Below are 12,116 nucleotides of genomic sequence, written 5' to 3' on the forward strand. Positions count from 1 at the left end.
GCGTCCGGAAAGGTGCCTGTTGCCAAGTAAAGACCCTGTAGCCACTATAGGGTCAAGCACCCTTTTGGAGATTGCCGTCATGAAGATCGGAGAACTGGCCAGACTCACCGACTGCGCTGTGGAAACCATTCGCTATTACGAGCGCGAAAACCTCCTGCCAGAGCCGGCCCGCAGCGACGGCAACTACCGCGTCTACACCCAGGCCCACGCCGAGCGTCTGACGTTCATCCGCAACTGCCGCACCCTCGACATGACGCTGGAAGAAATCCGCAGCCTGCTGGCCCTGCGCGACAGTCCGCAGGATCAGTGCGAAAGCGTGAATGCGCTGATCGACGAACACATTCATCACGTGAAGGCGCGGATCGACGGGTTGATGGCGTTGCAGACACAACTGCTCGACCTGCGCCAACGTTGCAGCGAAGGGCCGGATATCGATCAGTGCGGGATTTTGCAGCGGCTGGAGGTCAGCGGCGGGGTTGTAGCGACGGAGGTTGAGCATTCCCATGTCGGCCGCAGCCACGGCCATTAGCAGCCGATGATCGTTCCCACGCTCTGCGTGGGAACGATCAGGTGGGGCTAGACCGCCATCGGCGCGGTCATTGGGGCGTGGTGTTCGTAGCCTTCCAGCGAAAAATCGCTCGGCTCGATCAACTCCAGCCACTCCGGCTGATAAACACCGGTCTTGGCGAACTCCGGCACACGGTCGCTGATCACCAGTTTCGGCATCGGGAACGGCTCGCGCTTGAGCTGTTCATTCAGCATGTCCAAATGGTTTTCATAGACGTGGGCATCACCGATGAAATAGGTGAACCAGCGCGGCGTGTAACCGGTCAGGCGACCGATCAGGCTCAGCAGCGCGGCGCCTTCGGTAAGGTTGAACGGCGTGCCCAGGCCCAAATCGTTGGAGCGGATGTACAGAGTCAAAGAGATCTCTTTGGTCTCCACATTCGGGTGGAACTGGTACAGCAAGTGGCACGGCGGCAGGGCCATTTCGTCGAGCTGGGCCACGTTCCAGCCGTGGAACAGGATGCGGCGGCTGCCCGGGTCCTTGATGATGGTGTCGACGCACTGGCGGATCTGGTCGATCGCCTTGTACAGCACCACGTAGGCTTGACCGTCTTCTTCGCCTTCGGCGATCTGGCGATAGCCCTGACTCAGGGTCTGTTCGATGGCGGCCTGGTTGCTGACCGGGATCTGCTTGTATGCCGGCCATTTGCGCCATTGCACGCCGTAGATCTCGCCAAGGTCGTCTTCGCCCTGACGGAACGGATTGGCCAGCCACTGGGCGTTTTCGTTGGCGTTCTGATCCCAGACCTTGCAGCCCAGCGCACGGAATTCGGCGGCGTTGTTCACCCCGCGCAGAAAACCGCACATCTCGCCGATGGCCGATTTGAAGGCCATTTTGCGGGTAGTGATCGCCGGGAAACCTTCCTTGAGGTCATAACGCAGCATCGCGCCAGGGAAGCTGATGGTGTTCACGCCGGTGCGGTTGGCCTGTTTGGTGCCGTTCTTGATGACGTGGGCGACCAGTTCGAGATATTGCTTCATGAGTTACCTGTGTCCTTGAACCCGGGACCGTCGCCCCGGGGTTCGAATTTATACAACCGCTGCTGGAGCCGCCGGTGCACGGCGATACGCCAGCCAGATCAGGAACAGACCGCCGAGGATCATCGGTACGCACAGTACCTGACCCATGGTCAGCCAGTTCCAGGCCAGATAGCCCAGTTGCGCGTCCGGTACGCGGACGAATTCGACGATGAAACGGAAGATGCCATAGAACAGCGCGAACATCCCGGACACCGCCATGGTCGGCCGCGGCTTGCGCGAGAACAACCAGAGAATGGCGAACAGCGCCACGCCTTCGAGCGCGAACTGATACAGCTGCGACGGGTGGCGCGCCAGTTGCGCCGGATCGGTCGGGAAGACCATTGCCCACGGCACATCGGTGGCCTTGCCCCACAACTCGGCGTTGATGAAGTTGCCGATCCGTCCGGCACCCAGACCGATCGGCACCATCGGTGCGACGAAGTCCATCAGCTGGAAGAACGACTTGCCGTTCTTTTTACCAAACCACAACGCCGCCAGCATCACGCCGATGAACCCGCCGTGGAACGACATGCCGCCCTTCCACACTTCAAAGATCAACAACGGATTGGCGATGTAAGCACTCAGATCGTAGAACAGCACATAGCCCAAGCGGCCGCCGACGATGACCCCCATCGACATCCAGAACACCATGTCGGAGAGCTTCTCTTTACTCCAGGTCGGGTCGAAGCGGTTCAACCGGCGCGACGCCAGCAGCCAGGCGCCGCCGATGCCGATCAGGTACATCAAGCCGTACCAGTGGATTTTCAGCGGACCGATGGCCAAGGCCACCGGGTCAATCTGCGGGTAAGGCAGCATTGCGACTCCTCGTTAGAGTTGAAACCTTCAAATTCCCGGGCGACGCTGTCACGCCAGGATTAAGCCAGGATTGCGCTACGCGTCAGAGCAAGAAGCTCAAGCCGACGCAAAACAGCAAAGCGGCAAACAGTCTTTTCAGCAAGCGCGGCGACAGCGAGTGGGCCAGTCGCGCACCGAGGCGGGCGAAGACCATGCTGGTCAGGGCAATCCCCAGCAACGCCGGCAAATAAACAAAACCGAGACTATGGGCCGGCAGCAGCGGATCGTGCCACCCCAGAATCATGAAACTTAATGCACTGGCCAAGGCGATTGGCAGGCCACAGGCCGACGAAGTGGCCACCGCCTGCTGCATCGGCACGCTGCGCCAGGTCAGGAACGGCACGGTCAACGAACCGCCGCCGATCCCGAAAATCGCCGAGGCCCAGCCAATCACACTGCCCGCCACGGTCAGACCGACTTTGCCCGGCACCGTTCGGCTGGCCTTGGGTTTGAAGTCCAAAGCGAGTTGAACGGCGATGATCAGCGCAAATACACCAATAATCTTCTGCAAATTAGGCCCGGAAATCGCTTCGGCCGTCAGCGCGCCGAAACCGGCACCAATCAGAATGCCGAGGGTCATCCAGGCAAAAATCGGCCAACGCACGGCACCGCGACGGTGATGTTCGCGGATCGCATTGATCGAGGTAAATATGATGGTCGCCAGGGAGGTGCCGACTGCCAGATGCGTCAGGATCGACGCATCAAATCCCTGCAAGGTGAAACTGAACACCAGCACCGGGACAATGATGATCCCGCCGCCTACCCCGAACAGCCCGGCCAGCACGCCCGCACAGGCGCCCAGCGCCAGATAGAGCAGAAATTCCATGGCCACATCCCCAAGCATCCCGAATCAGGAGCGGCATGGTAACGGAAGCATGGCCTCTGGCTCCACTGTGGATGGCGATGGATCGATGAGCGATGTCTGCGTAGAGTGAGCAAAAAACACACAAGGACCACCTTATGTGCCTGATTGTTTTCGCTTGGCGACCGGGTCACGCCCAGCCGCTGATCGTGGCGGCCAACCGCGACGAATTCTATGCCCGGCCCAGCCTGCCGCTGGCGCAGTGGCCCGAAGCACCACAGGTGTATGCCGGTCGCGACCTGGAGGCCGGCGGCACCTGGCTCGGTGTTGGCGCCAATGGACGCTTCGCCGCACTGACCAATATCCGCGATCCGCATCAACCGCCCGCACGCAAGTCGCGAGGAGAGCTGGTGGCGCGATTTCTTGGCGGGGATATGCCGATAGATGACTACTTGAGCGACGTTGTTGCACGTTCGCTGGAATATTCCGGATTTAACCTGCTGGTTGGCAATGCCAACGAACTGTGGCACTTCAATGCCCGGGAGACTGAGGCGGTAATGCTGCCACCGGGGGTTTATGGGTTGTCGAACGCCGGGCTGGATACGCCATGGCCGAAACTGCTCAAGGCGCGGGCGGCGCTGGAAGAAGTGCTGGACGACCCGCAACCCCAGGCTTTATTGGCCTTGCTGAATGATCCGCAGACCGCACCCTTTGCCGAACTGCCGGATACCGGGGTCGGGTTGGCCACCGAGACATTGCTGTCGAGTGTGTTTATTGCCAGTCCGACTTATGGGACGCGAGCGAGTACGGCGTTGATCGTGCATGCGGATGGGACGCGGCATTTGGTCGAGCGGAGTTTTGGGCCGTATGGCGGGCATTTGGGGAGGTAGAGGTCAGGGTTTGAAGCTCGGGCGATTAATTGTGGCGAGGGAGCTTGCTCCCGCTGGAGTGCGAAGCGCTCCCGATCCGGCCAATGCGTTCTTTCAGAAAAATCGCATCGGCCGGATTACGACTGCTTCGCAGCCGAACGGGAGCAAGCTCCCTCGCCACAGGCCATCAGCCTTTTAGAGGGTCTTGGCCGAAGCCGGATTAATCATCCGCGCCAACCCAAGGTTCTTCAGCGCCAATTGCAGCGAGCTGTGGATAACTTGCGGGTTGTCGATGGTCATCAGCTCCGCGAGCAATTCCTTGGCCTTGCTCAGGTTGATCTGACGCAACATCCACTTCACTTTCGGCAGGTTGGTGGCGTTCATCGACAGGCTGTCGAAGCCCATCGCCATCAACAGCACCGCCGCCGCCGGGTCACCGGCCATCTCACCGCAGATGCTCACTGGCTTGCCTTCGGCATGCGCGTCACGCACCACGCTCTGAAGGGCTTGCAGCACCGCCGGGTGCAGATAGTCGTAGAGGTCGGCTACCCGCGGGTTGTTTCGATCCACCGCCAACAGGTACTGGGTCAGGTCGTTGGAACCGACCGACAGGAAGTCTACTTGCCGCGCCAGTTCCTTGGTCTGATAAACCGCTGCCGGAATTTCGATCATCACGCCGATCGGCGGCATAGGCACGTCACAGCCTTCGTCGCGGACTTCGCCCCAGGCCCGGTGAATCAGGTGCAGGGCTTCTTCCAGTTCGTGAGTGCCGGAGATCATCGGCAGCAGAATCCGCAGATTGTTCAAGCCTTCGCTGGCCTTGAGCATGGCGCGGGTCTGCACCAGGAAGATTTCCGGGTGGTCGAGCGTGACGCGAATGCCGCGCCAGCCGAGGAACGGGTTGTCTTCCTTGATCGGGAAGTACGACAGCGATTTGTCGCCGCCGATGTCCAGGCTGCGCATCGTCACCGGTTGCGGGTGGAAGGCGGCGAGCTGCTCGCGATAGATCGCCAGCTGCTCCTTTTCGCTTGGGAACCTCTGATTGATCATGAACGGCACTTCGGTGCGGTACAGACCGACGCCTTCGGCTCCGCGCTTCTGCGCTCGCGCCACATCCGCCAGCAGGCCGGTATTGACCCACAGCGGCATGCGATGGCCATCGAGGGTCACGCACGGCAAGTCCCGCAGTGCATCCAGCCCGAGGGCCAGTTGCTTCTCTTCCTCGACCACTTCGGCGAACTGCTTGCGCAGCACTTCGCTGGGGTTGGTGTAGACCTCGCCGTGGTAGCCGTCGACGATCATCTGGATGCCGTCGACCTTGGAATACGGCAAGTCGACCAGGCCCATCACCGTCGGGATACCCATGGCGCGTGCCAGGATCGCCACGTGAGAGTTGCCGGAACCGAGTACCGACACCAGGCCGACCAGTTTGCCTTCCGGCACCTCGCCGAGCATTGCCGGCGTCAGTTCTTCGCTGATCAGAATGGTGTTGTCGGGGTAGACCAGGGTCTGCTGACGCTCTTCCTGCAAGTAGGCGAGCAAGCGCCGACCGAGGTCCTTGACGTCCGAGGCGCGCTCACGCAGGTAGGCGTCGTCCATCAATTCGAAACGGTTGACGTGTTCGGCGACCACCTGACGCAATGCGCCTTGGGCCCACTGGCCAGTCTTGATCACGGTAGTGATTTCGCTACCCAGTGACGCGTCGTCGAGCATCATCAGGTAAACATCGAACAGCGCGCGCTCTTCCGGGCGCAACTGGTTGGCCAGTTTGGCGGACAAGGCGCGCATGTCGGCGCGCACGCCTTCGATGGCGGTCTTGAACAGCCCGAGCTCAGCCGCGATGTCGGTGATGGTCTTGTCCGGCACCACGTCCAGGTCGGCCGGCGGCAGCATGACCACCGCGGTACCGACCGCCGCACCCGGCGAACCCGGTACGCCGATGAACTTGGCTTCCTGGATGCCCTTGCCCTGACGGCCCAGCCCGCGGATCGAACCGGTGGCCTCGGCGTGGGCGATAACGCCGGCGAGCTGCGCGCTCATGGTCACGAGGAAGGCTTCTTCACCTTCGTCGAACTGGCGACGTTCTTTTTGCTGAATGACCAACACGCCGACAACGCGGCGGTGGTGAATGATCGGCGCCCCGAGGAACGAGGCATAACGCTCTTCACCGGTTTCGGCGAAGTAGCGGTAGCGCGGGTGATCCGCGGCGTTTTCGAGGTTCAGCGGTTCTTCACGCGTGCCGACCAGGCCAACCAGACCTTCGTTGGGTGCCATGCTGACTTTGCCGATCGAGCGCTTGTTCAAGCCCTCGGTGGCCATCAGCACGAAGCGGTTGGTCTCAGGGTCAAGCAGGTAGACCGAGCAGACCTGGCTGCCCATGGCCTCTTTGACGCGCAATACAATAATGCCCAACGCCGCCTTGAGATCCTTGGCGGAGTTAACTTCCTGGACGATCTTGCGCAGCGTATTGAGCATGGCTCGGGGTCGAACTCCGTCGTCAGTCGCGCGATAAAAGGCGCGGGGCAAGCTCTTTGAGAGCGCGTCGATACACTTCGCGCTTGAATGTCACCACCTGGCCCAACGGATACCAATAGCTGACCCAGCGCCAGCCATCGAATTCCGGTTTACCGGTCAAATCCATCCGCACCCGCTGCTCGTTGGAGACCAGGCGCAGGAGAAACCATTTCTGTTTCTGGCCGATGCACAGCGGTTGGCTGTGCGTGCGGACCAGACGTTGCGGCAAACGATAGCGCAACCAGCCCCGGGTGCAGGCGAGAATTTCAACATCTTCGCGCTCTAGACCCACTTCTTCGTTCAACTCGCGGTACAAGGCGTCTTCCGGCGTCTCCTGGGGGTTGATCCCGCCCTGTGGAAACTGCCAGGCATCTTGATTGATACGGCGAGCCCATAGCACCTGTCCGGCATCATTCGTGAGAATGATCCCGACATTGGGGCGGAAACCATCGGGGTCGATCACGGCAACAACCTCGCAAACGCATGTCGCCGCATTGTTCCACAAAGGTTGTGATAGCAGCAACGAGCCGGTCTACCTTATGTGCACTCTTGTGAAAAGTCCGTATTCTGGACGCCTTTCTACAGACTTTTCAGCGAGTAACTGCAATGCGGCTGGCTTTATTCGACTTGGACAACACGCTCTTGGGCGGTGACAGTGACCACGCCTGGGGCGATTACCTGTGCGAGCGCGGCTTCCTCGACGCCGTTGCCTACAAGGCACGCAACGACGAGTTCTATCAGGATTACCTGGCCGGCAAGCTCGATAACGATGCCTACCTGAACTTCTGCCTCGAAGTCCTCGGCCGCACCGAGATGGCCACGCTGGATCAATGGCACCTGGATTACATGCGCGATTGCATTGAGCCGATTGTCTTGCCCAAGGCTATCGAACTGCTGGCCAAGCACCGCGAGGCCGGCGACAAACTGGTGATCATCACCGCGACCAACCGTTTTGTTACCGGGCCGATTGCAGCACGTCTGGGCGTTGAAACCCTGATCGCCACCGAATGTGAAATGGTTGATGGCCGCTATACCGGGCGCAGCACCGACGTTCCGTGCTTCCGGGAAGGCAAGGTGACGCGGTTGAATCGTTGGCTGGAAGAAACCGGGTATTCGTTGGAGGACAGCTATTTCTACAGCGACTCGATGAATGATTTCGCGCTGCTGGAGCAAGTGGCCAATCCGGTTGCGGTCGATCCGGACCCGAATTTGCGCGCTGAAGCCGAGAAGCGTGGCTGGCCGGTGATTTCGTTGCGCGATTGAAATCGCCTGTAGCAGCTGCCGAGGTACGAGGCTGCGTTGGGCTGCGCAGCGGCCCCGGGGGGCGGTCCTGCGGACACGCAACGCAGCCTCGTACCTCGGCAGCTGCTACAGATTTCGCGCTAAACCGGCTTGGCCCCCATCAACCCCGCAATGGCAACAAAGCAGACAAAACTGAACAGTGCGAGGGCAAAGGTAAACCGCCCAGTGCCCGCTGCCGGCGCTTTACGCAGCCGATTCAGCCGCACCAGCAACCAGAACCAGCCCAACGCCGCGACGGTGTACAGCACACTGGAAGCCAACAACCAGATCTGCCCCAGCGGCCAGCCCACCAGATGCACCATCCACCAGCCGGTAAACGGCATGCTCAGCAGCGCCAGCCCCATCACCAGCCAGATAAACACCCACGGTCGCTGCAACGTGCGCGTGTGAGCCGTTGCGTCGCCGTTACGGCGCGTGCGCCAGACCCAGATCGCCAGACCCAGCGCGCTGACCAGCAGCAACACCGTCGCCACCATATGAGCGATTTTCAGGGCGGTTAACGTTTCCATTGTTCGATTTCCTTATGGCCTGGCCATCAGCGTAGCCGCTCAGCCGAGAAACAGCTGATAGGCCGGGTTGTCGCTTTCGTCCCAGTACGGGTAGCCGATTTCTTCCAGCGCTGCGGGCACCAGATGACGTTCTTCATGAGGCACTTGCAGGCCCGCGACCACACGACCATCCGCCGCGCCATGGTTGCGGTAATGGAACATCGAAATGTTCCAGCGCCCGCCAAGCTTGTTGAGGAAGTTGAACAGCGCGCCCGGACGCTCCGGGAATTCGAAGCGCAGAATCACTTCATCCACCACATGCGCCGCACGGCCGCCGACCATGTGGCGGATGTGCAACTTGGCGAGTTCGTTGTCGGTCAGGTCGAGCACCGGGAAACCCTGCTCGGTCAGGCTGGCAAGCAGCGCACTGCGCGGATCGTTTTCAGGGTGCGTCTGCACGCCGACGAAGATGTGCGCCTCGCTGCCGGTGTTGTAGCGATAGTTGAATTCGGTGATCTGGCGCTTGCCGATGGCCTCGCAGAACGCCTTGAAGCTGCCCGGTTTCTCGGGGATGGTCACGGCGATAATCGCTTCGCGGCCCTCGCCCAGTTCGGCGCGCTCGGCGACGTGGCGCAGGCGGTCGAAGTTGACGTTGGCACCGGAGTCGATGGCCACGAAGGTATGCCCGGTGACACCGCGCTGCTCGACGTACTTCTTGATCCCGGCCACGCCCAGGGCGCCGGCAGGTTCGGTGATCGAGCGGGTATCGTCGTAGATGTCCTTGATCGCCGCGCAGATTTCATCGGTGCTGACGGTGATCACTTCATCGACATAATCTTTGCAGATGTCGAACGTGTGCTGACCAATCTGCGCCACAGCGACGCCGTCGGCGAAGAGGCCCACGGTCGGCAGGATCACGCGTTCACCAGCGGCCATGGCGGCTTGCAGGCAGTTGGAATCGTCCGGCTCTACGCCGATGATTTTGATTTCAGGCCGCAGGTACTTCACGTATGCCGCGATCCCGGCGATCAGTCCGCCACCGCCCACCGGAACGAAGATTGCGTCCAGACGGCCAGGGTGCTGGCGCAGGATCTCCATGGCCACCGTGCCCTGCCCGGCAATGGTGTGGGGATCGTCGTAAGGGTGGATGTAGACGTAGCCTTTTTCGTCGACCAGTTTCAGCGAGTAGGCCAGGGCTTCGGGGAACGAATCCCCGTGCAGCACCACTTTGCCGCCACGTGAGCGCACGCCTTCGACTTTGATTTCCGGGGTGGTCTTGGGCATCACGATGGTCGCTTTCACGCCCAACACTTTCGCCGCCAGGGCCAGGCCTTGGGCGTGGTTGCCCGCGGAAGCCGTGACCACGCCGCGAGCGCGTTCTTCATCGGAAAGCTGCGTGAGCTTGTTATAGGCGCCACGAATCTTGAACGAGAACACCGGCTGCAAGTCTTCGCGCTTGAGCCAGATACTGTTGCCCAGCCGCTCGGAGAGCTGGCGGGCAGTCTGCAATGGGGTTTCTACGGCAACGTCATAAACGCGCGAGGTGAGGATCTTTTTGACGTACTGTTCGAGCATCGGAAAGCATCACTGAGCGGGTTGGGCAGGGCCAAGGAGTCTAACCCGGCTTTCGCCTGAGCGACCACACTAAACAGGTGGTTTTAGCCGCTCACTGGCGCTGGAGATCCATTGTGGCGAGGGAGCTTGCTCCCGTTGGAGCGCGAAGCGGTCCCCCTGCATTCTTTCAGACATACCGCGCGGGCAGGTTTTTACGGCTGCTGCGCAGCCGAGCGGGAGCAAGCTCCCTCGCCACAGGCAAGCCCCATCGCCACCATTCGACATACCGGCAATGACCTTCCCCATCGCGAAGCCTATAATGCCGGCCTTTCGTTCCCTCTTCGGCACTTCGGAGCCCGCATGACCCAGGATCAACTCAAACAGGCAGTGGCTCAGGCCGCCGTCGACTTCATCCTCCCGAAACTCGACGACAAGAGCATCGTCGGGGTCGGCACCGGCTCCACCGCCAACTGCTTCATCGACGCACTGGCCAAGCACAAAGGCGCGTTCGACGGCGCGGTCGCCAGTTCCGAAGCCACCGCCGCCCGCCTCAAGGGCCACGGCATTCCGGTGTATGAGCTGAACACGGTCAGCGACCTGGAGTTCTACGTCGACGGCGCCGACGAAAGCGACGAGCACCTGAACCTGATCAAGGGCGGCGGCGCAGCCCTGACCCGCGAGAAGATTGTGGCGGCTGTGGCCAAGACCTTCATCTGCATCGCCGACGCCAGCAAACTGGTGCCGGTGCTCGGTGCGTTCCCGCTACCGGTAGAAGTCATCCCGATGGCCCGCAGCCACGTGGCCCGCGAGCTGGTGAAGCTGGGCGGCGACCCGGTTTACCGCGAAGGCGTGCTGACCGACAACGGCAACATCATCCTCGATGTGTTCAACATGCAGATCACCAACCCGGTGGAGCTGGAGAAGCAGATCAACGCCATCGTCGGCGTGGTCACCAACGGTTTGTTCGCCGCACGTCCGGCGGATTTGCTGCTGCTGGGCACCAGCGAAGGCGTGAAGACCCTGCGCGCAAAATAAAACATACGCAAAACCTGTGGGAGTGAGCCTGCTCGCGATAGCGGTCTTTCAGTCAACATCTCGATCGACTGACACGGCCTCATCGCGAGCAGGCTCGCTCCCACAGTAGATTTGGGGTGTTGGTCAGGGTTGTGCCGGTTTTTTGAAGACGTAGAACAGGTTCGGCTCGCTCACCAGGTACATCGTGCCGTCGTCATCCATGGCGATCCCTTCCGCTTGCGGCACTGTCTTCTGCAACCCCTGACGCCCCTTGCTCAATGACATGGTGCTCAGCGGTCGCCCGTCTACATCAAGCTCCAGAATCAGCCGCGATTCATCCGACAACGCCAACAGATGGCCGCTGCGCTCGTCGTATTGCAGGCTCGACAGGTCCGTCACGAACATCCCGGCATCACGCTTGGGGTTGTTCACTACGTGCACTGCGTAGGATTTTTCCGGGTTGTAATGGGGAAAACCCTGCACTTCGTAGATCAGCATCGGGTCGCGTTCCTTGGCGACAAACAACCGCTTGCCCACCGAGTCGTAAGCCAGGCCTTCGAAGCCCTTGTTGCCGCTCATGTGTACACCAAGGGTCATCTGCTCGGCATCCGCCGCGTCGAGGAACGTTGTGTCGTTTTCCAGATGAATCTTGATCAGCCGCTGCTCGCGCTCGTCAGTGATCACGTAGGTGTCGGCACTGATGAATTCCACGGCTTCCGGATCGCCAAACCCGACCAACGCAATGCGTCGAATAATCTGACCGTCCAGCGACAGCTCGATCAGCTCTGAGTTTTTGTTGGTGACGGTGAACAGGCTTTTGCGCACAGGATCGAAAGTCAACGCCGACACATCGTCATCCAGCCCGACAATGACTCGCGCCTCGACCGCTACCTGGTACTGATCCAGAGCGATGGACTGACCGTTCATGGGCTGCCAAAGGGTGTTCAGGTTGAACCAGGCGCGCTCGAACAGGCGCAGGTACTGGCCGGCCGCAACCAAAGCGATCAGCGCAATGACCGACACAATCAGAATCAGGGGTTTGGGGCGGGCAAGTCGGCGCATTCGGGCAAAGCTCGGAATCAAAACGGGTGGATGAAATACCACGCCAGTCTGAATTGAAGCTTAATGGCC

Annotated in this window: 12 protein-coding genes; 4 read left to right on the top strand and 8 right to left on the bottom strand. The window is 60.6% G+C overall.

The genetic code is table 11. The features are described from left to right. Positions 1-79: 79 nt before the first annotated feature. Complete coding sequence (cadR, locus tag BLW70_RS03555; protein ID WP_074871740.1) at positions 80-529, top strand: Cd(II)/Pb(II)-responsive transcriptional regulator; 450 nt, start codon at positions 80-82, stop codon at positions 527-529. A gap of 47 nt (positions 530-576) precedes the next feature. Here the strand turns inward: cadR and BLW70_RS03560 are convergent, their stop codons facing one another. The 3 genes from BLW70_RS03560 to BLW70_RS03570 all read right to left on the bottom strand — a co-directional run bounded on the left by BLW70_RS03560 (position 577) and on the right by BLW70_RS03570 (position 3,268). After that, positions 577-1,548, bottom strand: coding sequence for a thymidylate synthase (locus tag BLW70_RS03560; protein ID WP_033060541.1), 972 nt, complete (start codon positions 1,546-1,548; stop codon positions 577-579). A 48-nt stretch (positions 1,549-1,596) separates the two neighbouring features. Further along, positions 1,597-2,403, bottom strand: coding sequence for a prolipoprotein diacylglyceryl transferase (gene lgt / locus BLW70_RS03565; protein ID WP_074871742.1), 807 nt, complete (start codon positions 2,401-2,403; stop codon positions 1,597-1,599). Positions 2,404-2,485: 82 nt separating this feature from the next. Continuing rightward, a complete protein-coding gene (locus BLW70_RS03570) occupies positions 2,486-3,268 on the bottom strand; it encodes a sulfite exporter TauE/SafE family protein (protein ID WP_074880394.1) in 783 nt (260 codons plus the stop codon). Between the two features lie 134 nt (positions 3,269-3,402). On the opposite strand from BLW70_RS03570, the gene BLW70_RS03575 reads away from it, so the two are divergent. Next, positions 3,403-4,134 (top strand): NRDE family protein, encoded by a 732-nt coding sequence (locus BLW70_RS03575; RefSeq protein WP_074871743.1) that lies wholly within the window; start codon positions 3,403-3,405, stop codon positions 4,132-4,134. A gap of 174 nt (positions 4,135-4,308) precedes the next feature. On the opposite strand, the gene ptsP is transcribed toward BLW70_RS03575, so the two are convergent. Together ptsP and BLW70_RS03585 are read right to left on the bottom strand one after the other, a co-directional pair. Next, entirely contained in the window at positions 4,309-6,588 is a 2,280-nt protein-coding gene (ptsP, locus tag BLW70_RS03580; RefSeq protein WP_074871745.1) for a phosphoenolpyruvate--protein phosphotransferase, read from the bottom strand. Positions 6,589-6,610: 22 nt separating this feature from the next. After that, on the bottom strand, positions 6,611-7,090 hold the full coding sequence (locus BLW70_RS03585) for an RNA pyrophosphohydrolase (protein ID WP_008150514.1): 480 nt from the start codon (positions 7,088-7,090) through the stop codon (positions 6,611-6,613). 143 nt (positions 7,091-7,233) lie between these two features. On the opposite strand from BLW70_RS03585, the gene BLW70_RS03590 reads away from it, so the two are divergent. Beyond that, on the top strand, positions 7,234-7,890 hold the full coding sequence (locus BLW70_RS03590) for a histidinol-phosphatase (RefSeq protein WP_074871746.1): 657 nt from the start codon (positions 7,234-7,236) through the stop codon (positions 7,888-7,890). Between the two features lie 119 nt (positions 7,891-8,009). On the opposite strand, the gene BLW70_RS03595 is transcribed toward BLW70_RS03590, so the two are convergent. Then, positions 8,010-8,438 (bottom strand): DUF2269 domain-containing protein, encoded by a 429-nt coding sequence (locus BLW70_RS03595; protein ID WP_074871748.1) that lies wholly within the window; start codon positions 8,436-8,438, stop codon positions 8,010-8,012. A 39-nt stretch (positions 8,439-8,477) separates the two neighbouring features. Next, positions 8,478-9,992, bottom strand: coding sequence for a threonine ammonia-lyase, biosynthetic (gene ilvA, locus BLW70_RS03600; RefSeq protein WP_074871749.1), 1,515 nt, complete (start codon positions 9,990-9,992; stop codon positions 8,478-8,480). Positions 9,993-10,331: 339 nt separating this feature from the next. Between ilvA and rpiA the strand changes: the two genes are divergently transcribed. Then, positions 10,332-11,006, top strand: a complete 675-nt coding sequence (gene rpiA, locus BLW70_RS03605; protein WP_074871751.1) for a ribose-5-phosphate isomerase RpiA — start codon at positions 10,332-10,334, stop codon at positions 11,004-11,006. A gap of 123 nt (positions 11,007-11,129) precedes the next feature. Here rpiA and BLW70_RS03610 read toward each other — a convergent pair whose 3' ends face one another. Continuing rightward, positions 11,130-12,047 carry an SdiA-regulated domain-containing protein gene (locus tag BLW70_RS03610; RefSeq protein WP_074871753.1) on the bottom strand — a complete coding sequence of 306 codons (918 nt, stop codon included), beginning with the start codon at positions 12,045-12,047 and terminating at the stop codon, positions 11,130-11,132. Positions 12,048-12,116 lie beyond the last annotated feature (69 nt).

Origin of the sequence: Pseudomonas frederiksbergensis (assembly GCF_900105495.1) — a bacterium.
GTDB lineage: Bacteria > Pseudomonadota > Gammaproteobacteria > Pseudomonadales > Pseudomonadaceae > Aquipseudomonas > Aquipseudomonas frederiksbergensis.